General features: G+C 68.9%; 24 protein-coding genes and 1 pseudogene. 6 read left to right on the forward strand and 19 right to left on the reverse strand.

The window, feature by feature from the left end; all coding sequences use genetic code 11:
- Positions 1–94 precede the first annotated feature (94 nt).
- Together AB0M56_RS45500 and AB0M56_RS45505 are read right to left on the reverse strand one after the other, a co-directional pair.
- Positions 95–796: pseudogene (locus AB0M56_RS45500) on the reverse strand (IS481 family transposase); the annotation flags it as partial.
- 119 nt (positions 797–915) lie between these two features.
- On the reverse strand, positions 916–1,776 hold the full coding sequence (locus tag AB0M56_RS45505) for an alpha/beta fold hydrolase (RefSeq protein ID WP_364188397.1): 861 nt from the start codon (positions 1,774–1,776) through the stop codon (positions 916–918).
- A gap of 91 nt (positions 1,777–1,867) precedes the next feature.
- Here AB0M56_RS45505 and AB0M56_RS45510 point away from each other — a divergent pair, with 91 nt between their 5' ends.
- A complete protein-coding gene (locus AB0M56_RS45510) occupies positions 1,868–2,470 on the forward strand; it encodes a TetR/AcrR family transcriptional regulator (RefSeq protein WP_364188400.1) in 603 nt (200 codons plus the stop codon).
- Here the strand turns inward: AB0M56_RS45510 and murA are convergent, their stop codons facing one another.
- On the reverse strand, positions 2,471–3,745 hold the full coding sequence (gene murA / locus AB0M56_RS45515) for a UDP-N-acetylglucosamine 1-carboxyvinyltransferase (RefSeq protein ID WP_364188403.1): 1,275 nt from the start codon (positions 3,743–3,745) through the stop codon (positions 2,471–2,473). It abuts the gene before it with no gap.
- A gap of 61 nt (positions 3,746–3,806) precedes the next feature.
- Between murA and AB0M56_RS45520 the strand changes: the two genes are divergently transcribed.
- On the forward strand, positions 3,807–4,373 hold the full coding sequence (locus tag AB0M56_RS45520; protein ID WP_364188406.1) for a cob(I)yrinic acid a,c-diamide adenosyltransferase: 567 nt from the start codon (positions 3,807–3,809) through the stop codon (positions 4,371–4,373).
- Positions 4,374–4,392: 19 nt separating this feature from the next.
- On the opposite strand, the gene AB0M56_RS45525 is transcribed toward AB0M56_RS45520, so the two are convergent.
- The 16 genes from AB0M56_RS45525 to prmC all read right to left on the reverse strand — a co-directional run bounded on the left by AB0M56_RS45525 (position 4,393) and on the right by prmC (position 19,269).
- Positions 4,393–4,554 carry a hypothetical protein gene (locus AB0M56_RS45525; RefSeq protein ID WP_364188409.1) on the reverse strand — a complete coding sequence of 54 codons (162 nt, stop codon included), beginning with the start codon at positions 4,552–4,554 and terminating at the stop codon, positions 4,393–4,395.
- A gap of 20 nt (positions 4,555–4,574) precedes the next feature.
- Entirely contained in the window at positions 4,575–5,009 is a 435-nt protein-coding gene (locus tag AB0M56_RS45530; RefSeq protein ID WP_220243810.1) for a DUF2550 domain-containing protein, read from the reverse strand.
- Between the two features lie 25 nt (positions 5,010–5,034).
- On the reverse strand, positions 5,035–5,400 hold the full coding sequence (locus AB0M56_RS45535) for a F0F1 ATP synthase subunit epsilon (RefSeq protein ID WP_364188412.1): 366 nt from the start codon (positions 5,398–5,400) through the stop codon (positions 5,035–5,037).
- 128 nt (positions 5,401–5,528) lie between these two features.
- A complete protein-coding gene (gene atpD / locus AB0M56_RS45540) occupies positions 5,529–6,956 on the reverse strand; it encodes a F0F1 ATP synthase subunit beta (protein WP_364188414.1) in 1,428 nt (475 codons plus the stop codon).
- Positions 6,956–7,891 (reverse strand): F0F1 ATP synthase subunit gamma, encoded by a 936-nt coding sequence (locus AB0M56_RS45545; RefSeq protein WP_364188417.1) that lies wholly within the window; start codon positions 7,889–7,891, stop codon positions 6,956–6,958. Before AB0M56_RS45545 ends, atpD begins: the two co-directional genes overlap by 1 nt.
- Positions 7,892–7,902: 11 nt before the next feature.
- On the reverse strand, positions 7,903–9,540 hold the full coding sequence (gene atpA / locus AB0M56_RS45550) for a F0F1 ATP synthase subunit alpha (RefSeq protein WP_364188420.1): 1,638 nt from the start codon (positions 9,538–9,540) through the stop codon (positions 7,903–7,905).
- Between the two features lie 62 nt (positions 9,541–9,602).
- Positions 9,603–10,427: a F0F1 ATP synthase subunit delta gene (locus tag AB0M56_RS45555; protein ID WP_364188422.1), complete on the reverse strand. Its 825-nt coding sequence runs from the start codon at positions 10,425–10,427 to the stop codon at positions 9,603–9,605.
- Positions 10,428–10,433: 6 nt separating this feature from the next.
- Complete coding sequence (locus tag AB0M56_RS45560; RefSeq protein WP_364188425.1) at positions 10,434–10,991, reverse strand: F0F1 ATP synthase subunit B; 558 nt, start codon at positions 10,989–10,991, stop codon at positions 10,434–10,436.
- 32 nt (positions 10,992–11,023) lie between these two features.
- On the reverse strand, positions 11,024–11,281 hold the full coding sequence (locus AB0M56_RS45565; RefSeq protein WP_285972840.1) for an ATP F0F1 synthase subunit C: 258 nt from the start codon (positions 11,279–11,281) through the stop codon (positions 11,024–11,026).
- Positions 11,282–11,339: 58 nt separating this feature from the next.
- Positions 11,340–12,137, reverse strand: coding sequence for a F0F1 ATP synthase subunit A (gene atpB, locus AB0M56_RS45570; RefSeq protein ID WP_364188428.1), 798 nt, complete (start codon positions 12,135–12,137; stop codon positions 11,340–11,342).
- 522 nt (positions 12,138–12,659) lie between these two features.
- Positions 12,660–13,109: a hypothetical protein gene (locus AB0M56_RS45575; RefSeq protein WP_364188430.1), complete on the reverse strand. Its 450-nt coding sequence runs from the start codon at positions 13,107–13,109 to the stop codon at positions 12,660–12,662.
- Between the two features lie 668 nt (positions 13,110–13,777).
- A complete protein-coding gene (locus AB0M56_RS45580) occupies positions 13,778–14,932 on the reverse strand; it encodes an MraY family glycosyltransferase (protein ID WP_364188433.1) in 1,155 nt (384 codons plus the stop codon).
- A 94-nt stretch (positions 14,933–15,026) separates the two neighbouring features.
- Positions 15,027–15,677 (reverse strand): L-threonylcarbamoyladenylate synthase, encoded by a 651-nt coding sequence (locus AB0M56_RS45585; RefSeq protein WP_364188435.1) that lies wholly within the window; start codon positions 15,675–15,677, stop codon positions 15,027–15,029.
- Positions 15,678–15,741: 64 nt separating this feature from the next.
- On the reverse strand, positions 15,742–17,748 hold the full coding sequence (locus tag AB0M56_RS45590; protein WP_364188437.1) for a M6 family metalloprotease domain-containing protein: 2,007 nt from the start codon (positions 17,746–17,748) through the stop codon (positions 15,742–15,744).
- A gap of 214 nt (positions 17,749–17,962) precedes the next feature.
- On the reverse strand, positions 17,963–18,361 hold the full coding sequence (locus tag AB0M56_RS45595; protein ID WP_364188439.1) for a VOC family protein: 399 nt from the start codon (positions 18,359–18,361) through the stop codon (positions 17,963–17,965).
- Positions 18,362–18,402: 41 nt separating this feature from the next.
- Positions 18,403–19,269: a peptide chain release factor N(5)-glutamine methyltransferase gene (gene prmC / locus AB0M56_RS45600; protein WP_285972832.1), complete on the reverse strand. Its 867-nt coding sequence runs from the start codon at positions 19,267–19,269 to the stop codon at positions 18,403–18,405.
- Positions 19,270–19,473: 204 nt separating this feature from the next.
- On the opposite strand from prmC, the gene AB0M56_RS45605 reads away from it, so the two are divergent.
- The 4 genes from AB0M56_RS45605 to AB0M56_RS45620 all read left to right on the forward strand — a co-directional run bounded on the left by AB0M56_RS45605 (position 19,474) and on the right by AB0M56_RS45620 (position 23,772).
- Complete coding sequence (locus AB0M56_RS45605) at positions 19,474–20,541, forward strand: glycosyltransferase family 2 protein (RefSeq protein WP_364188441.1); 1,068 nt, start codon at positions 19,474–19,476, stop codon at positions 20,539–20,541.
- A complete protein-coding gene (locus AB0M56_RS45610; protein ID WP_364188444.1) occupies positions 20,541–20,978 on the forward strand; it encodes a GtrA family protein in 438 nt (145 codons plus the stop codon). The genes AB0M56_RS45605 and AB0M56_RS45610 overlap by 1 nt, the downstream gene beginning before the upstream one ends.
- Positions 20,975–22,237: a hypothetical protein gene (locus AB0M56_RS45615; protein WP_364188446.1), complete on the forward strand. Its 1,263-nt coding sequence runs from the start codon at positions 20,975–20,977 to the stop codon at positions 22,235–22,237. Before AB0M56_RS45610 ends, AB0M56_RS45615 begins: the two co-directional genes overlap by 4 nt.
- Before the next feature lie 92 nt (positions 22,238–22,329).
- A complete protein-coding gene (locus tag AB0M56_RS45620; protein WP_364188449.1) occupies positions 22,330–23,772 on the forward strand; it encodes a hypothetical protein in 1,443 nt (480 codons plus the stop codon).
- Positions 23,773–23,815 lie beyond the last annotated feature (43 nt).

Below are 23,815 nucleotides of genomic sequence, written 5' to 3' on the forward strand. Positions count from 1 at the left end.
TCGGTCAAACAACGTTCACAGGCGGGTGCCGGACGACCCCGATCCCTCCCGCCGGCCGACGAGACAGGCTCAACGCCGCACACCCAGCTTGAATGTCGGTCAGGACTCGCTGGATGGTGATACCGGCTGAGGCGAAGAACGCGTGCGCTCGTGTCCAGAACGCGACCGCGGTTTCTTTGGTCTCATCGGGCAGGATTTCGCTGTAGGCAAGCCGGGAGTGATCGTCCACGGCGTTGTGGAGGTAGCTGGATCCGATCTTGGGTTTGCCGTGACGGTAACGAGCTGTGGTGGTGGCTTTCTTGTTCTGCTCTCCGGTGGCGCGGCCGGTGACACGATGCCCGCCGCCGTCGGGGATGTTGCCCAGCTTCTTGATATCGACATGCACGAGGTCGCCGGGCGAATCGTGCTCGTAGCGGCGGATCGGCCGTGCGGTGGCCCGGTCGAGGTCGGCCAGCCGGGAGCACCGGTAGCGGGTCAGGACTCGGTGAACCGTGGACGGATTCAGCCCGAGCAGGTAGGCGATCCGCGCCGGCCCCCACCGGCGGATCACCCGGACCTTGATGATTCGCCGCTCGACCCGGGTGGGGGTCTGGTGCGGGCTGGCGCGTGGACGGCTTGACCTGTCAGCCATGCCGGCTTCGCCGTGCTCGCGGTAGCACCCGGCCCACCGCACCACGGTGGAGACCGATACCTGGAACCGCTTCGCGGCCCACCGCAACGGCCAGCCCTCGTCCACGACACACCGGGCCAGGCGCAACCTGCCGGTCTCAGACAGCGGGGCATTACGGTGGGACACGAGGGCCTCCTGGTAGCCGGTGCAGATGTCGCAATCCACACCGAACCCGGAGGCCCTCCCCCACACCAAGATCATCCGATCACGTGTCGCGCCGATCGCAACCTCCCCAGGCAGTACACCTAGAGCGTCTCGTCGAGCCAGTCGAAGACGCGGGCCGTCGCGAGCCGCTGCGCGCCGACGTGGCAGTGGGCGTCCGCGCCCTCTCGGCGGTGAACGAGAGCAGCGTCCACGGCGACGACCGCCTTGATGCGCTCGTCGAAAGCCGCGGCGCGGGGGGCGAGCAGGCCGCCGAGGCTGAGGCCGAGCAGCGCGACCTTGTCCGGGTCGACGTCCGGGTCGGCGAGCACGAAGTCGAGCACCGGGCCCACCACGTGCTCCCAGTCGGGCCGGAAGACGAGCCCGTCGCGGTGGATCGCGCTCGGCTGGCCGGGGCCGTCGAACGCCAGCACGTGGTAGCCGCGCTCGGCTCCCCCGGCCGCGCCGAAGAAGTGCACATCCTCCGCGCTGCCGTCGAAACCGTTGTGCGCCAACAGAATCGGGCGACGGCCGGTGCCGGGCGCGCGGTAGAAGTAGCCGCGCAGCACATGACCCTCATACGGGATCTCGACGCGCTCGACGCCCGCGAAACCCTCGATCGCGCGGTGGAAGCACTCGACGCTGCGGTCGTAGGCGTAGGCGATGCGCGGGTCGGCAGGGTTGCCGTGCAGGAAGAACTCCGCCGAGCGGTAGTAGGTGGACGCGCGCAAGTACGCGTCGCGGGCGCTGATCGGGTGCGCAGCGGCCACCCCGTCGGCCTCGGCCGCCAGGCGCTCGGCCGCGGCGAGCCACTCGTCGTGCCAGCTGCCGTAGTCGCCGGGCTTGATGCGGGAAGCGGTGGCGACGACCTCGCCGAAGTCCGAACCGCCGTAGCTCGCGTGGCCGAACACGCGGAGCGTCTCGAACCAGAACTGGGGGTCGTCCTCGAACAGCAGCTGCTTCATCGGGCCCTCCTCCTGAGCGGACGATACGGTACCGTCCCGACGTCAACCTACATGGAACGGTACCGTCTCGTCCACCCGCTAGGATGCGATCATGACAACTCGCCGCACGCCCACCGGGGCGGCTGTGCTGCAGCCCGACGTCACGCAGGCGATCACGGAAGCGGTGCTCGACGAGCTCGCGGAGGTGGGTTACGGCCGGCTGTCGATGGAGGCCGTGGCCAAGCGGGCGGGCGTCGGCAAGAGCGCGCTGTACCGCCGCTGGCGCTCGAAGCACGAGATGATCTCGGCAGTGGTTTCGGAGTTCAGCGTGAGCCGCGCGCCGACCCCGGACACGGGATCTCTGCGCGGTGACCTGCGCGAATCGATGCAGGCGGTGTACGACTGGCTCACGCACCCGCGGTTCGCCCGGATCCTGCCGGACCTCATCGCCGAGGGCGCCCGCGACCCCGAGCCGGCCGACGACATGCGCACTCGCATCGGCGGCCCTCGCCGTGACGCCGCACGGCCGCTGTTCGAGCGCGCGATCCAGCGTGGTGAGCTCCCGGCAGACGTCGACATCGAGCTGGCCATGGACCTGCTCGCGGCGCCGATCTACTGGCGCCTTGTGGTGCGCCGGGAGCCCCCGGGCCCCGAATTTCTGGACCGGGTCGTCGAGCACGTGCTCCGCGCACTCGACGCCCGCCCCGTGGACTGACTACGCGCGCTCGGGCTCCCCCGCCACGCGCTCGATGCGCGCGCCGAGGCGGTTGAGGTTCTCGACGAAGTGCGGGTAACCGCGGTCGATGTGGAAGACGTCCCAGACCTCGGTGACGCCCTCGGCGCACAGGCCGGCGAGCACGAGGCCGGCGCCGGCGCGGATGTCGGAGGCCCAGACCGGCGCGCTGGAGAGCTGCTCGACCCCGCGGACCACGGCGTGGTGGCCGTCGGTGCGGGCGTCGCCGGAGAGCCGCATCATCTCTTCGATGAAGCGGAACCGGGCCTCGTAGACGTTCTCCGTGATCATCGACGTGCCCTCGGAGACGGCCGAAAGCGCTACCGCGAACGGCTGCAGGTCGGTGGCGAAGCCCGGGTAGGGCAGCGTCACCCAGTCGACCGCCTTCGGGCGCTCGGGCTGCACGACGCGGAAGCCCTTCTCGTCGAACGTGGTCACGTCGGCGCCCGCGAGCCGCAGCTTGTCCAGCACCAGGTCGAGGTGGTGCGGGTTGACGCCGCGCACGGTCAGGTCGCCCCGCGTCATCGCCGCGGCGAACGCCCAGGTCGCGCCGACGATCCGGTCGCCGATCACGCGGTGCTCGGTCGGGCGCAGCCGCTCCACTCCGTGCACGGTCAGCGTCGACGTGCCGGCGCCCTCGATCTTCGCGCCCATCTCCACGAGCATCGTGCAGATGTCGGCGATCTCGGGCTCGCGCGCCGCGTTGTCGATCACGGTCGTGCCCTCGGCCAGCACCGCGGCCATCAGGATGTTCTCGGTGGCGCCGACGCTCGGAAAGTCCAGCCAGATCTGGGCGCCGACGAGGGACTCGGCGTTGGCGACCACGCAGCCGTGCTCGATCGTGCTCGTGGCACCCAGCTTGCGCAGGCCGTTCTGGTGCATGTCCAGCGGCCGTGAGCCGATCGCGTCGCCGCCGGGCAGCGCGACCACGGCCTTCTTGAGCCGCCCGACCAGCGGACCCAGCACGCAGACGGACGCGCGCAGCTTGCCCATTGCCGCCGAGTCCGCGCGGTGCGACAGCTCGGCAGGCGTGGTGATACGCGCCGTGTCGCCGTTGATCTCGACCTCGCAGCCGACGCTGCGCAGGACGTCGCCCATCAGGGGCACGTCGAGGATCTGCGGGCAGTTCGTGATGGTGGTGGTGCCCTCGGCCAGCAGGGCCGCGGCCATCAGCTTCAGCACGCTGTTCTTGGCTCCGACCACGTCGACCTCGCCGACCAGCCGTGCCCCGCCGTGCACGTCGAAGTGCTCGCTCATGGCCGCCAATCATGCCCTCTCGCCCAGTTTCGGCACACGCGGGGCCGGTAGAGTCGAAGGCATGGTCGTTCGCATCAACCGCGTCTACACGAAGGTCGGCGACAGCGGCACCACAGCGCTCGGCGACGGCTCGCGGATCCCCAAAACCTCGCCCCGCCTGGGCGCCTACGCCGATACCGACGAGGCCAACTCCGTCATCGGGCTGGCCGTCGCGATGGGTTCCCTGAGCGACGAGATCGCCGGCGTGCTCAGGCGCGTGCAGAACGACCTGTTCGACGTCGGCGCCGACCTGTGCCTGCCGATCGAGGAAAATCCCCCGTACGAGCCCCTGCGCATCACCGAGGCCTACCTCGAGCGCGTGGAGGGCTGGTGCGACGAGTTCAACGAGCGGCTGCCGAAGCTCACGTCGTTCATCTTGCCGGGCGGCACGCCGGGCGCGGCTTACCTACACCAGGCGCGCACGGTCACGCGGCGCGCGGAGCGTTCGGCGTGGGCGCTCGTGGAGGCGGAGCCGGACACGACGAACCCGATCGCCGTGAAGTACCTCAACCGGTTGTCCGACCTGCTGTTCATCCTCGGCCGGCTCGCCAACCCGGACGGCGACGTGCTGTGGAAGCCGGGCGGCTGAGCAACCGCCACCTTGCGGGTCAGCGCAGCTCCCGGGCGGTCCAGTACCGCTCGTAGTCGACATCCCACGTCGAATCGGCCCCGGGCTCGACGTCCTGGGCCGTGGTCATGTCCTCGAGCCGCACGTGCTCGGGCAGCTTCGCCCAGCGACGCTTGCGGTCGGCCTGTTCCTCGGGCTCCATCATCCCAGGGTAACGGCCGATCAGGACGCGTGCGGCAGCATTCGTCCCGGCGGAGCCGACTCCAGCCAGGACAGGAACCCGGTGAGCGCACCAGGCCCCATCGCGATCTCGATCGCTTCCTGGGTGGGCGATTCACACCGCAGGACAGTGGAACCTTCCGGCACCGCGTACGCCTCCGTGCCGGACGGGTCCCGCCGGTCGGCGATCTGCATGCTCTCGCGCTGGAACACGCGGTCCGGGCCGGACCGGAGGCTCCAGACGCGGTACCAGACGAACTCGTCGCCCTCGTAACGCCCGAGCCCGAGGTGCCAGCTGGCGCGCGGGTTGTCCGGACGCCACCGCAGCGCGACGCTCACGCCACCGCCGCGGCGCATCCGGATCCACCGCTGGCCGTACCAGGCCGCCAGCACGGCGAGCACGATCAGGAGCCCCAGCACCACGATGGCGATCTTCACGGCCCGGCTCCTGCTCGTCGCTCGATCAGACTGTCTGACCGGCCGCGCGGAGCTGGGCCGTTGCCCTCGTGCGCTCCGCCTCGTCGTCCGCGGTCAGGGCCGCCTTGGCCGCGTCGATGTCGATCTCGTCGGAGAGCTCGGCGCTCTCGGCGAGCACGCTCACCCCGGTGGCGGTCACCGACAGGAACCCACCGTGCACGGCGGCTGTGAGAATCTCGCCGTCGGTCGTGTTCACCTTCACCACGCCACCCTCGACGAGCTGGCCCAGCACCGGCTCGTGGCCGGGCATGATGCCGATCTCGCCCTCGGTGGTCTGCGCCACCACGAAGGTGGCGGTACCCGACCAGAGCCGGCGCTCCACGGCCACCAGCTCCACGGACATCTCAGCCACGTAGCACTCCTTCGCTCGGGGTGTCACCACCGAGTGTAATAGGTCCGGCTTCGGTTACGAGAACGGCGGGGGCGGGTGTCCATAATGGACACTGCCCCCGCCGCGCTCAGACTGCGTCTTCTAAAGAGTCACTTCTTGGTGATTTCCTTGTACTTCTTCTCGAGGTCCTCGAGGCCACCGATACCCAGGAACGCCTGCTCCGGGTAGTGGTCGAAGTCGCCCTTCGCGATGCGGTCGAACGACTCGATGGTCTCCGCCAGCGGCACGGTCGAGCCGGGGATCTGCGTGAACGCCTCGGCGACCAGCATGTTCTGCGACAGGAACCGCTCGATGCGGCGCGCGCGCTGAACGGTGAGCTTGTCCTCTTCCGAGAGCTCGTCCATACCGAGGATCGCGATGATGTCCTGCAGTTCCTTGTACTTCTGCAGGATCCGGATGACCTCGGAAGCCACGCGGTAATGGTCCTCACCGACGATGGCCGGGTCGAGGATCGTCGACGTCGACGCCAGCGGGTCCACCGCCGGGAAGATGCCCTTCTGGAAGACACCACGCGACAGCTCGGTGGTTGCGTCCAGGTGGGCGAACGTCGCGGCCGGGGCAGGGTCGGTGTAGTCGTCCGCGGGGACGTAGATCGCCTGCATCGAGGTGATCGACCGGCCTCGGGTCGAGGTGATCCGCTCCTGCAGCTGACCCATCTCGTCGGCCAGCGTCGGCTGGTAACCCACGGCCGAAGGCATGCGGCCCAGCAGGGTCGACACCTCGGAACCGGCCTGGGTGAACCGGAAGATGTTGTCGATGAACAGCAGCACGTCCTGGTTCTGCACGTCGCGGAAGTACTCCGCCATCGTCAGCGCGGACAGGGCGACGCGCATACGCGTGCCCGGCGGCTCGTCCATCTGGCCGAAGACGAGGGCGGTGTCGTTGATGACGCCGTCCTCGGACATCTCCAGGAAGAGGTCGTTGCCCTCACGGGTGCGCTCGCCGACGCCGGCGAACACCGAGGTGCCACCGAAGTTCCGGGCGACGCGGGTAATCATCTCCTTGATGAGCACCGTCTTGCCCACGCCGGCACCACCGAACAGGCCGATCTTGCCACCCTGCACGTACGGGGTGAGCAGGTCGACGACCTTGAGGCCGGTCTCCAGCATCTCCGTCTTGCCCTCGAGCTGGTCGAAGGGCGGCGGGTTGCGGTGGATGCCCCAGCGCTCGAGGTCGTCGCCGTAGCCGGGCTCGTCGAGGCACTCGCCAAGGGCGTTGTAGACGTGGCCCTTGACCTTGTCGCCCACCGGTACGGTGATCGGGCCGCCGGTGTCGGTGACCTCGGCACCGCGGACGAGACCGTCCTGCGGCTGCAGCGAAATCGTGCGGACGAGGTTGTCACCGAGGTGGCTGGCGACCTCGAGGGTCACGGTCTTGCGCAGCTGCTCGAACTCGATCTCGACCTTGAGCGCGTTGTACTGGTCGGGAACGGAACCACGCGGGAACTCGACGTCGACGACCGGACCGGTCACCGACACGATGCGCCCCTTGGCACGCGGGGTTTCAGTACTGGTCATCAATCATCACTTCCTGCTGCGGTGAGCGCGTTCGCGCCACCGACGATTTCGGAGATCTCCTGGGTGATCTGCGCCTGGCGGGCCTGGTTCATTTCCCGCGTCAGGTTGCCCACCAGGTCGTTCGCATTGTCCGACGCGGCCTTCATCGCGGTGCGGCGGGCTGCCAGTTCGGACGCCGCCGACTCCAGCAGCGCCGAGTACAGGCGCGTGTTGATGTACTTCGGCAGCAGCGCACCCAGCAGCTTGTCGGCGCTCGGCTCGAACTCGTAGCTGGGGAGCAGCTCGCCCGCGGGCTTCTGCTCCTCACCTTCGGTGTACTCGACCTCGAGCGGGGCGACCCGCTTGGCGATCGGGCGCTGCGTCAGCATCGAGACGAACTCGGTGTAGACGACGTGGATCTCGTCGACCCCGGCGAGCGCGCCGGCCGCACCCGCCTCGGTGCCGGAGAGGAACGACTCCACCAGCGTCTCCGCCGCCGCGACCGCGTCGGTGTACGCCGGCTGGTCGGAGAAGCCCGTCCAGCTGTCGACGACCTCGCGGCCCCGGAACCGGTAGTAGTTCAGGCCCTTGTTGCCGGTGACGTAGACCTCGGGCTCCTTGCCCTCCTCACGGAGCAGGGCGAGCAGTTCCTCGGTCGCCTTCAGCACGTTGGTGTTGTACCCACCGCACTGGCCCTTGTCGCTGGTGACGACGAGGACCGCGGCCCGCTTCGGGTTGGGGCGCTCGACCAGGAGCGGGTGGTCGAGGTTCGCCGCCGCACCGGCCAGCGCCGAGAGCACCTTGGTGATCTCGTCCGCGTACGGCCGGGAAGCGGCGACCTTCGCACGCGCCTTGGTGATGCGCGCGGTGGCGATGAGCTCCATCGCCTTCGTGATCTTGCCGATCGACTTGGTCGCCTTGATGCGCGACCGAAGTTCCCGGAGTTGTGCGGCCATGAGCTATCAGCTCACTTCTTCGGGGCGGGCTTGTTGACCTTGACGGTCTCCTGCCCGACCTTGTCGGCGTCCATCGCGTCGGCGTTCGACTCCAGGGGCTTGCCCTCGGAGGTCGTGAACTCCTTCTTGAACTCGTTCACCGCGTTCACGAGCGCGTCGCGCGTGTCGTCCTCGAACTTGCCGCTGTCGCGGATCGCACCGAGGACCTCGGTGTGCTTGCGGCGGGCCGAGTCGAGGAACTCGTGGTTGAAGCGGCGCACGTCCTCGGTCGGGACCGAGTCGTAGTGGCCGTTGGTGCCCAGCCACACCGTGCAGACCTGCTCCTCGACCGGGATCGGCGAGTACTGCGGCTGCTTGAGCACCTCGTACAGGCGCGCACCACGCTCGAGCTGCGCCTTCGACGCGTCGTCGAGGTCCGAGGCGAAGGCGGCGAACGCCTCCAGCTCGCGGTACTGCGACAGGTCGATGCGGAGCGAACCGGAGACCGACTTCATCGCCTTGACCTGCGCGGCACCACCCACGCGGGACACCGAGATGCCCACGTCGATGGCCGGGCGCTGACCGGCGTTGAACAGGTCCGACTGGAAGAAGCACTGACCGTCGGTGATCGAGATGACGTTCGTCGGGATGTAGGCCGACACGTCGTTGGCCTTCGTCTCGATGATCGGCAGGCCGGTCAGCGAGCCGGCACCCAGCTCGTCCGACAGCTTGGCGCACCGCTCGAGGAGACGTGAGTGCAAGTAGAAGACGTCGCCGGGGAACGCCTCGCGGCCCGGCGGGCGGCGCAGCAGCAGCGAGATCGCGCGGTAGGCGTCGGCCTGCTTGGTCAGGTCGTCGAACACGATCAGGACGTGCTTGCCCTCGTACATCCAGTGCTGGCCGATGGCCGAGCCGGTGTAGGGGGCGATCCACTTGAAGCCGGCCGAGTCGGAAGCCGGGGCGGCGACGATGGTCGTGTACTCCATCGCGCCCGCGTCCTCGAGCGACTTCTTGACCGACGCGATCGTGGAGCCCTTCTGGCCGATCGCGACGTAGATGCAGCGGACCTGCTTCTTCGGGTCGCCGGTCTCCCAGTTGGCCTTCTGGTTGATGATCGTGTCCACGGCGACGGCGGTCTTGCCCGTCTTGCGGTCACCGATGATCAGCTGGCGCTGGCCACGGCCGATCGGCGTCATCGCGTCGATGGCGGTGATGCCGGTCTGCAGCGGCTCGGACACCGGCTGGCGCTCGACCACCGAGGCGGCCTTGAGCTCCAGCGGACGCCGGGTCGTGGTTTCGATCTCGCCGAGCCCGTCGATGGCCGCGCCCAGCGGGTCGATGACCCGGCCGAGGTAGCCGTCGCCGACCGGCACGGACAGGACCTGGCCGGTCCGCTTGACCTGCTGGCCCTCTTCGATCGTCTCGAAGTCGCCGAGGATGGCCGCACCGATCGAACGGGCGTCCAGGTTCAGCGCCACACCGAGGACGCCGCCCGGGAACTCGAGCAGCTCGTTGGCCATGGCCGAGGGGAGGCCCTCGACGTGGGCGATACCGTCACCGGCGTCGGCGACCACGCCGACCTCTTCCCGGTTCACATCCGGGGCGTAACTCGAGACGTAGTTCTCGATCGCACTGCGGATCTCGTCCGAGGAGATCGTCAGCTCCGCCATTTCGTTCCCGCTCTCGCTTCTGTTCTGTCCAGTGTGCAAAGTCTGTGGTGCGGGCGCACCCGTCAGGCGCGGCTCAGCCTGCGGCGCACCGCCGCCAGCTGGCCGGCCGTGCTGCCGTCGATGACCTCGTCGCCGACGCGGACGACGAGCCCGCCGCCCAGCCGGGGGTCCACCTCGACGTGCAGCGCGAGGGTCCGCCCGTAGATGCCGTTGAGCTTCGACCCGAGCTGGGCCTGCTGCTCGTCGGTGAGAGCGTTGGCGCTGGTCACGTACGCGACCGAACGCTCACGCCGTTCCGCGGCCAGCGCGACCAGCTTGTCGAGCCCGTTGCCGACCCCGCGCCCCTTGGCGCGGCGCACGACCTGCTCGACGAGGGTCTGGGTGACCACGTCGACCTTGTCCGCGAACAGCCCGCGGACCAGAGTCCGCTTGGCGTCGGCGGGAGCGGCCAGGTCGGACAGCGCGGCCTCGAGCTCCGAGGAGCCCGAGACGATCCGTGCGACCTGGAACAGCTGGGACTCGACGGTCTCGACGTTCCCGGTCTTCTCGGCGGAGGTGAGCAGCGCCGAGCGGCCGAGGGACTCGATCCCGTCCACCAGCTCGCGGGGGCTTGACCAGCGGCTGCCCGCCACGGCGTCGAGCACCTTCAGGGCCGGTTCGCTCAGCTTTCCGTCGAACAGCCGGCGGACGAGGCCCTGGCGGCTCTCCGGGCTGGCCGAAGCGTCGCTGACCGACCGGCGCAGGCCGATTTCGCGGTCAAGGAGGTCGACGACCGAGAGCAGCTCGTCCCCGGCCGTCGCGGGGTCGGTACCCGCGTCGGCCAGAACCTCGCCGAGACGGGTCTCGGCGAGGTCGAGCGCTTCACGGCTCGCAGCATGCAGCGTCATCTCTGGTTACTTCCCCGCTCCATTGGTGGCCGACGCGGTCTCGAGCTCCGAGAGGAACCGGTCGACGGTGCCGCGGCGGCGCGCCTCGTCTTCGAGCGACTCGCCGACGATGCGGCTCGCCAGCTCCACCGCGTTGCGGCCCATGTCGGCCCGCAGCTCGGCGATGATCTGCGCCTTCTGGGCCTGCAGCTGAGCCTGCCCCTGCGCGACGATCCGCTGGGACTCGGACTCGGCCTCGGCCCGCAGCTCCGCCTTGATCTGCTCGGCTTCGAGCCGGGCGTCGTCGCGGATCTTCGCGGCCTCGGACCGGGCCTCGGCGAGCTGCGCCTTGTACTCGGCCAGCGCGTCTTCGGCTTCGGCCTGGGCCTTCTCGGCCTTCTCGATGCCGCCTTCGATCTTCTGCGCCCGTTCCTCGTACGCAGTCTCGAAACGCGGGACGACGTACTTCTTCAGGATGAACAGCAGGATCAGGAAGGCGACGATGCCGAGGATCAGCTCCGGGATGTCCGGAATGATCGGGTTGGCGTGCTCTTCGGCCGCCAACACCAGTTCGGTCTTCAGCACAGCGTCTCCTTAGTTGGCGAGAGTGGGGTGACTCAGGCCGCGGAGGCGATGAAGTAGATGACGATACCGATCAGCGCGAGGACCTCGGTGAGCACGAAGGTCGAGAAGCCGATGCCCTGCAGCTTGCCCTGGGCCTCAGGCTGACGCGCGGTGCCGTTGATGACCGCGGCGAAGATCAGGCCGATGCCGATACCCGGGCCGATCGCGCCCAGGCCGTAGCCGATGGCGGCGAGGCCGGGGTTGATGTTGACAGCCTGCTCAGCGGCCTGGGCCAGAACGATGTTGCTCACGTGCGTTTCCCTTCACTTCGGTCCGCGCACTCACGCGGATCGGGGGCTTGTGTGTTTCTCAGTGCTCCGACGCCAGCGCGGCGCCGATGTACCCGGCCGACAGCAGGGCGAAGATGTAGGCCTGCAGCACCTGGATGAAGGCCTCGAGGAAAGTCATCAGGATTGCCAGGACCCAGCCCAGGATCGACACCGGCTTGAGGGCCCAGCCCGAGGTCTCCGTGAGCAGGAAGGTGCCGCCCAGGGTGAACACGATGATGATCAGGTGACCCGCGAACATGGCGGCAAAAACACGGATGGCCAGCGTGATCGGGGTGATGAAGAACTTCTGCGCGAACTCGATCAGGCCGTAGAGCGGGAGCACGAACTTCGGGATCCCCGCCGGCGCCAACTGGTTCTTCAGGTACCCGCCCAGGCCGTGCTTCTTGATGCCCACGTAGTGGTAGACCGGGTAGACCACGAGAAGCGACATGGCCAGCGGGAAGCCGATCCGCGCCATGGTCGGGAACTGGAAGAACGGAATGATCCCGAAGAGGTTGTTCACCAAGATAAAGGTGAACAACGCGAGAACCAGCGGGATGAACGGCTTGAACTCCTTCGAGCCGATCTGGCTCCGCGTGATGTTGTTGCGGCTGAAGTCATAGACGGACTCTGCGATGAACTGGCCCTTGGTGGGCACGATCTTCAGCTTGCGCGAAGCCACCAAGAAGTAGCCGGCGACGATGATCAAAGCGATGATCACCAGCAGCTTCGGCTTGTTCAAGCCCCACTCGCCAGACCCCAAAAACGGCGGCAGCTCGAAGGCATCAGTACCAGGGGGCGTGAAAACAGCACCCTCGGTCAGTACCAGCGCGATCACTGCGCTCCTCCCGGTTCTCCCGGCCGGCGTTCACTCCGCCGGGGGAATCGTCACGATCTGGACTTAACGTACCCGATACGCACGAGCACGCCGGAGGCGGCCAGCCCCACCGCGCAGTGAATGATTCTCATGCCCTGCACAGAGGTTGGCTCGCAAGAGCACTGCCCTGCAATCCACTTCGGACCAGCGGCTGAGGGGCGGAACCATCGGGTCGCCACACTGCTGGTCGCGGTTCGTTTGAGGGAGTGCGCGGGCGAGGCCGCCACCCTTGAAGCGGACCCTACCAGCAGGTCAATCGGTGCCGTACACGCGTACTTCATACCAGCCGATCAGCTCAGGACTTAGGTCCCGAGTCCATCCAGGACCCAAGTCCGGGACGCGCGCGACCGGTTTCGCAACACCACAGGTGAGCGCCTCGGCGAGGTGTGCCACACACCCGAAAGTCGGCTGGCGTGTTTCAGGTCACACACGGATGCCCGCAGCGTGCTCTCACTGTCGGTAGCCGAGGGTGCCGGGTTCGCGTCAGGACGGGATGATCGTCGGGATCTTCGTCTTGCGGAAGGCCGCGAACTCGGCCGCGGCGGACACCAGGATCGCCACGATCATGGTGAGTCCCAGCGACAACGGATGCAGCGCGGGCACGCCCTTGAGCAACGTGAGCGCGCCGAACAGCAGCACGACCTTGACCACGTACCCACCGAGCGCGATCACCATGACGAACATCGGGTCCTGGCCCGCGCTGAAGCGCATGAGCCCGAGCGTCGACAGGGCCGCCAGCATCGCCAGCACGGCACCGACCAGCGAGCCGAGGAAGCCATGCAACCCGTAGACGATGCTGAACACCAGAATGCACACGAGCACCGCCGGCGGCGTGACCAGCAGCGAAGCCTTTGTCATCGCGCGAGCAGCCTGCAGCACCACCTTGGCGTGCGGGTTCTCCGTCGCGTCGGTCGAGGTTTCGGTTTCGCTCACAGCTGGGCTCCCTACTCGGTTCGAGATCGAGTGTAGAGAACCCCGCGACCTGGTCTCCTGACCCCCGGCCTGCGACCCAGCAACACAACGGGCTGCCCCGGGTCCACGCGGGCGCGAAAACCGGGGCGGCAGAATTCATTTCCGCGACTGGATGATCGGTCGCGGAAATGAACAAGAATGACCCACGGGACGACCGCCGCGGCGCATTCATCGAAACGGTTCACGCAGCCCAGGGACGGCCGGGATTGGTACAGGCCAGCGCGTTCCCGTCGAGACTGGTCGCGGTCACGATGCCGACCGAAACCGTCCGATGGGGACTGACGCGGCCGATCGCGTTGCGGGCTGGGAAAAGCGGACCGAGAACCCCGCACCGAGCGGCCGTCGTTCGGGCTGTGCCGGCAGCACCGAGACCGACCACTGCAGCGCGAGCGACGCGCGTGCCCGATCGAAGACACCTGTTCCACAGCACCGTTTTTCCTGATTCGGCCGGAATCGCCCCCGTCGGCTCGGCAGCGACGCCAGCCCCGGGAAAGTCGCCATCATCGAACCCGCAGCCGACAGGCCGAGCGCGATTTGGCGCATTTTCACCTCGATTCCTCGCCCCATCGGACATTCACAAGGAGGCGACGGGGACGCCGAGAGGAGGTGAATCGGAATTCGCGAAGACCTCAGCCGGCTCGGTGCCGCGCCCGCAACCGCGGCACCAGGGACACCAGCACGGCCACCACCAGACCCGCCCCGATGACCCAGAACACGGCCGTGTCGTCGAAGAGCGTCACGGACACCGCGCCGAAGGCGAGGATGCCGGCCCACAAGTAGATGAGCAGGACGGCGCGGCGCTGGGAGTGGCCGATCTCGAGCAGGCGGTGGTGGAGGTGCATCTTGTCGGCCGCGAAGGGGCTTTCGCCGCGGCGGGTGCGGCGGATGACGGCCATCACGAGGTCCAGGACGGGAACGAAGAGGACCGCCACGACCACGACCAAGGGCGACAGCAGGGCGAGCGCGTCGGAGGCCGAGAAGCGCGTGTAGCTGACGCGGCCGCTCGCGGACGTGGTCGCGCCGGCGAGCATGAGGCCGATCATCATGGAGCCGGAGTCGCCCATGAAGATCTTGGCGGGTTGGAAGTTGTAGGGCAGGAAGCCCAGACACGCGCCCGCCAGCGTCGCCGCGATGAGGGCCGGCGGGTAGGTGCCGAAGTCGCCGCCGGTGCTGTCGAGCAGGCCCAGCGAGAAGGCGCAGGTGGCCGTCGCGGCGATGAAGCCCAGGCCGCCCGCGAGGCCGTCGAGGCCGTCGACGAAGTTCATCGCATTGACCATCACCACGACCATCACGACGGTCAGCAGCGCGCCCTGGTTCTTGTCCAGCACGAGCACCGAACCGAACGAGTCGCCGGTGCCGCCCCACGGCACCCAGAACGACACCCACTGCACGCCGAAGAGCACGAGGATCCCCGCGCACATGACCTGGCCGGCGAGCTTCGTCCACGCGTCGAGCTCGAACCGGTCGTCCAGGGCGCCGATGAGCGAGATGACGCCGGCCGCCAGCAGCACGCCGACGGAGTCCAGCGAAGCGTCGAAACCGTGGCTCAGCGCGGGCAGCTGGTGCGCCAGGCCCATCGCCGCGGCCACGCCCAGGTAGATGCCGACGCCGCCCATGCGAGGGATCGGCGTCACGTGGACGTCGCGGGCGCGCGGGTTGGCGATCGCGCCGATGCGGATCGCGACGCGGCGGACCACGCCGGTGAGCAGGTAGGTCACCGCCGTCGCGGTCAGCGCGACGAGGAGGTACTCCCGGATGGGGAGAAGTCCTTGCACAGGGGGCATGACCGCGTCACGCCTGCCGGGGGGTCCGAGTCACCGCGTCACGCTACCGCGACCGGATGTGACGCGGTTTGGCGGAGCCTCCCCTGTGGACCGCTCAGGCGAGCGACTCGACGGGCACGCCCATGACCTCGGCGATCGCCGAGCGCGTGACCGCGCCTTCGCGCAGCACCACCGGATTCTCGCCCGTGAGGTCCACGATCGACGAAGCCACGGCCTCGCCGCTCGAACCGCCGTCGAGGTACACCGACACCGAATCGCCCAGCTGGTCCTGCGCCTCGGCCGCGGTGGACGCGGGCGGGCGGCCGGAGACGTTGGCGCTCGACACGGCCATCGGGCCGACGTCGCGCAGCAGCTCCAGCGCGACGGGGTGCAGCGGCATCCGCAGCATCACGGTGCCGCGCGACTGCCCGAGGTCCCACTGCAGGCTCGGCGCGTGCGGGAGCACGATGGACAGGTCGCCCGGCCAGAACGCCTCCACGAGCGCCCGCGCCTGCGGCGGCAGGCCGAGCACGAGACCGTCTACTGTGGACCACGAACCGACGAGCACGCCCACGGGCATGTCCGGACCGCGGTTCTTCGCGCGCAGCAACGCCTGCACGGCGCCGGCGTCGAAGGCGTCCGCACCGATGCCGTAGACGGTGTCGGTCGGCAGGACCACCAACCGGCTCGACCTCACCGCTGACGCCGCGGCGGCCAGCCCTTCGGCCCGGGATTCGCGCTTGCTGCAGTCGTACACCGCACTCATGCCGCGAAGCCTAGCCCTCGTCCCCGGCACCCGAATGCGGTGGTCAGGTGCCGGGGACGCCGGGTCAGAACCCGATGGCCGTGCAGGCGGTGGTGCTCGTCTTCGCCGGATCACTCACCGATGTGGCGGTGAGCTTGACCCGCGCCGTGTACGGCGCGCCCGGTGTCCGTTTCGCGTAGGCGGCGATCTGGGCGGTCTGCCCGAACTTCGCCGTCGCCAGCTCATTGGGCAGCCGCACCTCCCAGCCCTTCGCGTCGGTGCTTGCGCTCAGCCGGTAGGTGTCGCTGTCGTACGGCGCCTTCGCCCCGCGCGCGGAACCGGTGTTCAGCAGCCGGAAGTCGCACGTGGCGAGCCCGCCCTTGGTGAACGCGGGCAGCGCCGGCCACAGGTGCGCACCGCGCGCCTGCGGGCCCGCACCGTCGAGCGACGCGACGGTGACCGTGTACGACAGCACGCCGCGGCGATCCCGTGCGAGGTCGGTGACGAGGAAGTGCAGCCGGTTGGCCTCGTCGGTGTACTCATATGCGCCCGAGGAGCCCGTGCCGGCCTTGAACGCCGCGTCGTTGAGCTGCCGGTAGTCGCCGACGGTGATCTTCACCGGCGTGCCGTCCGGCTTCACGTAGTCGGTGAGGCCGATGTCCTGCGGGTTCGCGTCGACGACCCACTCGAACGGCGCCGCGTCCTTGTTCTTGGTCTTGGCCAGCAGCACGCCGGAGTCGGGCGCGAAGGAGTCCGAGCCCATCCGGTCGACGACCTCGAGCGTGTAGTTGTCGTAACCGCCGCCGTCGCACAGCGGGTCGGTGTTGCGGTCGCACTTCGGGGACTTGTCGCCGCCCGGCAGCGCGATGTTCAGCCCCGTGTAGGCACCCGGTTCCGGCGCCGCCTCCCGCGCGGTGATCCGCGCCGTCACGGGACCGGTTTTCGCGAGCTGGTCGCGGTGGAGCTGCAGCACGTCGGCGGGGTCGACGATGCCGAGCTTCAGCTTGTTGCGCAGCATGTGGTGCGCGCCCATCGAGCCGCCCTCGGTGGCCGGGATCTGCCAGCGCGTGTGCGGGCCGCCGGGACCGTTGAAGCTGCCGCGCGAAAGCATCTCCCACGGGCCGGTGTACGCGCGCTGCGGCGGGACGCCGAACGGGTTGTTGTAGTTGTCGCCGATGCCCAGGATGTGGCTGAACTCGTGGGCGTAGGTGCCCTGGCCGGACGATTCGGCCTGCGTGGAGGAGCCGTTCTGCGCGTTGGGCCAGATGCTCGACGCCGAGGCCCACGACGTCCACGGCACGTAGCGGGTGTCGGCCCAGTTGGGCAGGCTCTCGTCGCCGGGCGGGCCGAACTCGTCCGGCACGGCGTCCTGGCTGCCGAACTTCATCTCGCCGAACTCTTGCCACGTCGAGCTCTCGTCCTGGCCCGCGGAGAGGAAGAAGACGAAGTCGAACTGGTCGGCCAGCGCACCGACGTCGGCCTTCCACGCGGCGCGCGCGTCGGTGCGCAGGTCGCGGTCACACGTCGAGCCCTGCGGGCACGCGTTGTCCTGGAACTCCATGCCGTACTCGAAGGACTTGCCCGGCATGCGGTAGGGCCCGAACGCCGTGAGGTCCACGCCGAACCGGCCGCCGGAGTCCTCCATCCAGTACTCGTTGATGGTGTGGCCGTGGTTGAGGGTTTCCGGCTTGTTGAGGAAGTCCTGGTAGTACTGCGCCACGTCCTCGCGCTTCAGATTGCTCGCCGACGGCCCGGGGTTGCCGAACACCGTCGAGTGCGCCGGCTTCGTGACCACGAAGTCCTCGTCCGCATAGTCCGCGAGCACCACGGCGCCCTTGAACGTGCGCTCGGTCGGCTTGAGCGACGGGTCGGCCCAGTTCGTGCCGGGGACCTTGCGGTAGTCGTTCCACGTCATGGCCGATTGGTCGGCCCAGTGCGCGGAGTCCAGCGGCGCGGGCCAGCTGCGGGTGAACGTGTCGGCGTTCGCCGTGCCGGCGGTCAGCCCGGGCAGCAAGGCGACGGCCGCGACGACCGCGGCCACCTTCGAGACGCGCCTTGTCGTGCGCCGGGCAGGGATCCAGGAGGGTCTCATCCACACTCCCCTTCACGATCGGGCCGCCCCGGAGCGGGCGGGCCCGAAGATCGACGGTATTCAGTCGACCGCGGATCGTTAGGGTTGCGAACGAAATCCGCCCCATTGCCTCACGACGAAAGTCGGACAGAGGTGGCGTACCGGCCGAACCTGTCGTTCGAACGGCAGACGGGACGAGCCGGGCGCGGGTTCGAGATGGTCCCTCCAGCTCGGTTCAACCGGCGGTGCTCGGGCTGTCCACCGCGTCGACCTGGCGGCGGAGCAGGCAGAACTCGTTGCCCTCCGGGTCGGCCAGCACGTGCCAGGACTCCTCGCCGGTCTGCCCGACGTCGGCCGGGCGCGCGCCCGCGGCGAGGAGGCGCTCGAGTTCCGCGTCCTGGTCGCGATCGGTCGGGTTGACGTCGAGGTGCAGCGGCAGTTTCCCGCGCTTGGGCTCGTCGCTGCGGCTGAGCACCAGGGTCGGCAGCGGCCCGCCGAAGCCGCCGGGCGGGCCGATCTCCAGGTCGGCGCCCTCCCAGCCGAGCTCGACGTAGCCGAGGACCTCGCACCAGAAGTCCCCCAGGCGCTGGGGGTCGGCGCAGTCGATGACGAGTTCGGTGATCCGGCAGGCCATGCGCGAGAGACTACGGCGAACCGTGCGGTTTCGGCCCGGCTTCAGCCCAGGCGGCGGGCAGTGACGTAGCGGGCCCGGCCCGTGAAGTCGGGGTGGTCCTCGACCGCGGTGAGCACGCGGCGCGCCCGCACGAGCGCCGGCACGGCCGACCCGTGGGTGTCGTCGTGCTCGATCGCCAATCCGCCGCCGGGACGCAGCAGGCGGGCGCCGGCCGCGATGGCGTGGCGGATCACCGCCAGGCCGCTCTCCTCGGCGAACACCGCGCGCGCCGGGTCGTGCTCTGCGACCTCCGGGGGCACGGGCGTGCCTTCGGGGACGTACGGCGGGTTGCAGAGCACCAGGTCGACAAGGCCGTCGAGCTCGGCGAACATCGTCGGGTCGCCGATGTCGCCCGAGTAGAGGCGCACGGGGGTGTCGCCCGCGTCGGAGTGCACGTCGGCGTTGTGCCGGGCCCACGCGAGCGCCTGGGGGTCGACGTCCACGGCGTACACGACGGCGTCCGGCCGCTCGTGCGCCAGCGCCAGGGCCAGCGCGGCGGACCCCGTGCACAGGTCGACGACCACGGGGAACTCGCGTCCGTGGAGGAACTTCAGGCCCCAGTCCAGCAGCAGCTCAGTCTCCGGGCGCGGCACGAACACGCCGGGGCCCACGTTCACCGTGATGTTGCCCAGTGCGGCCCACCCGGTGAGGTACTGCAGCGGGATCCGCTTCGCGCGCTGCGCCACGAGCTGCCCGATCGCCTCGATCACGGGCGGGTCGACCAGCGGCACCATCGGCAACCGCCCGCGATCGACCCCGAGCACGTGCGCGGCGATCAGGTCCGCGTCCGTCCGCGGCGACTCCACGCCCGCCTCGGTGAGGATGCGGGTGGCCTCCATGATGGCCAGGCGCAGCGGCTGCCGATTCACAAGTTTTCCCTCACGTCGAAAATCCTCCGCCCAGCGTATCGACCTCCGGCGCGCTTCCGGAGCCGCCTGGCCGCAGGCGGGCCCCGATGCGGGCCCGAAGAAGCACCGTGAGCGTGATCTCTTAAGATCCTGAGGTCCTCCGGGCCGCGGATCAGCGCGTTCGCCCGATCCATTGAGTCAAACGGGAGTCCCGTCATGATTGGCGTGTCTTCGGAGCCCTCGAGCGACAGACGCCGGATCGCGTTCGTCTTCCCTATCTTCAACGAGGAAGGCAACATCGACCTGCTCCACCGGACCGTGGACGAGGTCACCAGGCCGCTGGCAGACCGGTACGAACTCAGCTTCCTCTACGTCGACGACGGCAGCCGCGACAGCTCGCTCGTGCTGCTCACCGAGCTGTCCCGGCGCGACGAGCGGGTGACCGTGATCGAGCTCGCGCGCAACTTCGGCCACCAGATGGCCGTGACCGCGGGCCTCGACCTGGTCGACGCCGACGCGACGATCATCATGGACAGCGACCTGCAGGACCCGCCGCGCGTCGCGCTCGAACTGATCGAGCGCTGGGAAGAGGGCTACGACGTCGTCTACGCGCAGCGCCGCTCGCGGCAGGACAGCGCGTTCAAGAGGTTCACCGCCGGCGCGTTCTACTGGTTCCTGCGCAAGATGGCCGCCGTCGACATCCCCAAGAACACCGGTGATTTCCGGCTGATCGACCGCAAGGTCGTGGACGAGCTGCGCAAGTACCGCGAGCGCGACCGCTTCCTGCGCGGCCTGGTCTCCTACATCGGGTTCCGCCAGACCGCGGTGCTGTTCGATCGCGACAAGCGCCACGCGGGCGTCACCGGCTACCCGCTGCGCAAGATGCTGCGCTTCGCCGCCGACGGCATCCTCGGTTTCTCCGTCACGCCGCTGCGCATGATCAGCCGTCTCGGCTACCTGATCTCCGCGCTCAGCTTCGTCGGCGTGCTCTACGTCATCGGCGTGAAGCTGTTCGCGCCGGCGACCGCGGTGCCCGGCTGGGCGTTCATCACGATCGCGATGTTCTTCCTCGGCGGCATCCAGATCATCATGCTCGGCGTGCTCGGCAGCTACATCGGCCGCACGTACTCGCAGGTGCAGAACCGGCCGCTGTACGGCGTCGCCTCGGTGCGGACGGGTCTCGCCTCCGACGCTCGCGTCACCTCGAATCCGACCGGGCGCGCTGCGGAAACCCTGGAAACCCTGGACACCGTGGACACCGTCGATGCGGTCCAGGCGGAGAGCAGGGCCTGATGAAGCTCCTGACCGCGCAGCAGATCCGCTTCGGTGTGGTCGGTGTCGCCAACACGCTCGTCGACGCGGTGGGCTTCGCGCTGCTGTACTCCAGCGTCGGGCTGCCGCTGTTCGTCGCGAACCTGTGCTCGACGACCGCGGGCATGCTGCTGAGCTTCGTGCTCAACCGCAACTTCACCTTCCGCGCCAAGGACGGCGACGTCCGCAAGCAGGTGCTGCTGTTCTTCGCCATCACCGCGTTCGGGCTGTGGGTGGTGCAGGCGGCGGTGATCTTCGCGGTCGGGTCGCTGCTGCCCCACGTCACGGTGCTCGTGCCGAAGTTCGCCGGCATCGCCGTGGGTCTGGTGTGGAACTACGTGCTCTACCAAAAGGTCGTCTTCCGGCAGCGGACCCCGGTCCCGGTGGCCGCCACCGAACAGCCGGGAGGCACGGTATGACCGCCACGGTGACCGCCGAGGAGCTCACCTCCGAGGACGAACCGAAGCAGCCCGACGCGGTTTCGCGCGTGCCGCGCTGGCTCACGGGCGACTTCGCCCGTGTGCTGGCCGTGGTGCTCGCGTGGAACGTCGTGCTGATCGCGGTGGCGTGGCTGTTCGGCCCGTCGTCCCCGGTGAGCGAGGGCGTGCCGAAGACCGGCATCGGCTCGACCTGGAGCCTGCTCGCGCACACCTACCGCTGGGACGCCGGCAACTACGGCGACATCGCGCAGCACGCCTACACCAGCAGCTACGTGCCCCTGCGCGCGTTCTACCCGGTGTTCCCGATCTGCGTGTGGCTCGTGCAGACGATCAGCTTCCACCTGATCGGGATCCTCGTCGCGGGCTTCGTGGTCAACGTGGTCGCGACGTGGCTCGCCACCACGGCACTGCTCAAGATCGCCCGCTTCTACTTCACCGGCGCCCGTGCCCAGTGGCTGGTGGTCGCCGCGTTCCTCACCGCGCCCACGGCGTTCTTCCTGCACTCGTTCTACAGCGAAGCGGTCTTCTGCGCGCTGGGCTTCTGGGCCTACCTGTTCGCGCTGCGGCGCCAGTGGCTGTGGATGGGCCTGTGCCTGATCCCGCTCACGGCCTCGCGGATCACCGCGGCGGTGTTCGTGGGCCTGTGCTTCCTGGAGTTCTGGCGCTCGAAGGACTGGAAGCTGCGCGGCCTGCTGAACTGGCGGTTACTGTGGTTCCCCGCCGCGTTCCTCGGCCTCGGCGCGCACATGCTGTACATGAAGATCCAGACCGGCAGCGCCATGGCGAGCTTCAACGCGCTCAAGGGCGTGGCCACCTGGTCGTACCACAAGTTCAACCCGAACATCTTCGCCACCGGCTGGACCGAGACGAAGCTGACGGCCCACGCGCTCCTCGGCGACACCCCGATGGACGGCTGGACGCTGATGAGCCACGTGCTGCCCACCATCGGGCTCGCGTTGCTGCTCGTGTCCTCTGTGTACATCTTCATCGCCTTGCGCGCCAAGGGCATCCCGCTCGCACTGTTCGGCATCGCGTCGATCGTGATGCTGACGATCAACAACAACGTGGTGTCGGTGCACCGCTACCTGTTGCCGTGCCTGGTGATGTACGTGGCGCTCGTGCTGTTCGCCGAGCGCAGGCCGAAGCTGCGCGGTGTGGTCTACGGCGTGCTGTACGCGAACACGACGATCGGCGCGCTGATCTTCCTGCGCTTCGTGTCGGGGTACTGGGCGGGCTGACCGCGGCGAGTGCCGCGGCGCCGGCCTGGTGGCGGTGACCGGGATGCCCGCACACACTGCGGCCCGGCACCGCCCTGCCTACACTCGGCCGGGTGCGAACCAAAGACCTCCGCTTCGGTCTCGCCATCTTCGGCGCTTCCCTCGCTCTGCTCCTGGTCCGTTTCCTCATCCCCCGACCCATCGGCATGGCCGACAACGGCGACGGCTGGCGGCTGCTCTGCAAACTCGGCGGCAAGCAGCTCGACCGCCCGTCGGAGGGGTTCGTCCGGTTCAGCTACGGCGCCGGGGTCCCCTGCACAAGCGACTACGTCTCGAGCCAAACCTGGCTCGACTGGCTGGCGAGCAAAGCCGGTCACCTCTTCGGCTCGAGCGCCGTCCTGAACCTGCTGGTCCTCGGCGTCGGTACCTGCGTGCTCGTCGCGGTGGCCATCACCGCCGCGGTCACCGGCCTCGACCTGGAGCGCCGCGGCAAGGTCGTCGCGACGGTCCTGCTGCTGATCGTCATGGGCGACTCCGCGTTCTTCGGCTACTTCGCCTCCACGCTCAGCGAGGGCGCGGCCTTCCTCGGCATGCTGCTGATCGCCGGCGGCCTCCTGCTGATGCACCGCGACCGCGCCCAGCGCTACGCCGGCGCCGCCTTCACCGTCCTCGGTGGACTGATCGGCATCAATGCGAAGTCGCAGACGCTGTTGCTCATCCCCGTTTTCGTGCTCGCGGTGCTGCTGGTGAAACCCCAGGGCGAGCGCGGCAAGGCCCGCTGGCCGCTGCCGCTCGCGGTGCTCCTGCTCGTGGGCGGCGGGACGTTCGCGGTGCAGTCGCACGGCGACCCGGCCAACGCGGAGTACCGCGAGGCCAACGTGTACAACGCGATCTTCGATTCCATTGCGGACGGCAAGCACGACACGAACGCCGACCTGGCCGCACTCGGACTTCCACAATCGTTCGCGCGCTACATCGGCACCGGCTGGTGGACCCCGGGCGCGGCCAGGACCGACCCGCTCTACCCGCAGTACCGCGACAAGATCAGCCGCCGCAACGTGCTGGCGTACTACGAGTCGCACCCCGCGCGCGTCGCGCAGATCCTGCAGCAGGGCGGTGTGAACACGCTCACCGCGCGCCCCGACAACCTCGGCAGCTTCGGTGAGCTCTCCGGCCGGCCACGGCTGTCGAAGGAGCACCGCGTGCCGGTGTTCTCCGGGCCCGCCGCGCTGGCCGCGCCCGCAGGGCTGTTCGTACTGGTTCCCCTGTGGCTGCTGATGATCTGGGCGGCCGTGCGCGCCTTCCGGCGGGGGCGGCGCGAGTACGGCCTCGTGGTGCTGATGCTGACGTTCTTCGCCATCGGGCAGCTCGGGCTGTCCGCGCTGGGCGAAGGCGTGGAAGGCGTGAAGCACCAGCTGCTCACGCTGTTCCCGACCGTGCTGGCGCTCGCGTTCGCGACCCTCAGCCTGCTGCCGCGCGCCGAAGAGCCGCCGAAGCCGCAGAGAGAACGCGAGGACGACGAGCCGCTGACCGAGGAGATCGCGGCCGCTGTCTGAGGCGGCTGAGGTGTCCGAGGCGGCGGGGCTGGCTCAGCCGGAC

The organism is Amycolatopsis sp. NPDC051372, from assembly GCF_040682095.1.
Taxonomy (GTDB): domain Bacteria; phylum Actinomycetota; class Actinomycetes; order Mycobacteriales; family Pseudonocardiaceae; genus Amycolatopsis.

Bases quoted from the DNA above. Each gene is read 5' to 3' on its own strand.
- AB0M56_RS45505 (WP_364188397.1), bottom strand. From the start codon at position 1,776: ATGAAGCAGCTGCTGTTCGAGGACGACCCCCAGTTCTGGTTCGAGACG.
- AB0M56_RS45510 (WP_364188400.1), top strand. From the start codon at position 1,868: ATGACAACTCGCCGCACGCCCACCGGGGCGGCTGTGCTGCAGCCCGAC.
- murA (WP_364188403.1), bottom strand. From the start codon at position 3,745: ATGAGCGAGCACTTCGACGTGCACGGCGGGGCACGGCTGGTCGGCGAG.
- AB0M56_RS45520 (WP_364188406.1), top strand. From the start codon at position 3,807: ATGGTCGTTCGCATCAACCGCGTCTACACGAAGGTCGGCGACAGCGGC.
- AB0M56_RS45525 (WP_364188409.1), bottom strand. From the start codon at position 4,554: ATGGAGCCCGAGGAACAGGCCGACCGCAAGCGTCGCTGGGCGAAGCTG.
- atpD (WP_364188414.1), bottom strand. From the start codon at position 6,956: ATGACCAGTACTGAAACCCCGCGTGCCAAGGGGCGCATCGTGTCGGTG.
- AB0M56_RS45545 (WP_364188417.1), bottom strand. From the start codon at position 7,891: ATGGCCGCACAACTCCGGGAACTTCGGTCGCGCATCAAGGCGACCAAG.
- atpA (WP_364188420.1), bottom strand. From the start codon at position 9,540: ATGGCGGAGCTGACGATCTCCTCGGACGAGATCCGCAGTGCGATCGAG.
- AB0M56_RS45555 (WP_364188422.1), bottom strand. From the start codon at position 10,427: ATGACGCTGCATGCTGCGAGCCGTGAAGCGCTCGACCTCGCCGAGACC.
- AB0M56_RS45580 (WP_364188433.1), bottom strand. From the start codon at position 14,932: ATGCCCCCTGTGCAAGGACTTCTCCCCATCCGGGAGTACCTCCTCGTC.
- AB0M56_RS45585 (WP_364188435.1), bottom strand. From the start codon at position 15,677: ATGAGTGCGGTGTACGACTGCAGCAAGCGCGAATCCCGGGCCGAAGGG.
- AB0M56_RS45590 (WP_364188437.1), bottom strand. From the start codon at position 17,748: ATGAGACCCTCCTGGATCCCTGCCCGGCGCACGACAAGGCGCGTCTCG.
- AB0M56_RS45595 (WP_364188439.1), bottom strand. From the start codon at position 18,361: ATGGCCTGCCGGATCACCGAACTCGTCATCGACTGCGCCGACCCCCAG.
- AB0M56_RS45610 (WP_364188444.1), top strand. From the start codon at position 20,541: ATGAAGCTCCTGACCGCGCAGCAGATCCGCTTCGGTGTGGTCGGTGTC.
- AB0M56_RS45615 (WP_364188446.1), top strand. From the start codon at position 20,975: ATGACCGCCACGGTGACCGCCGAGGAGCTCACCTCCGAGGACGAACCG.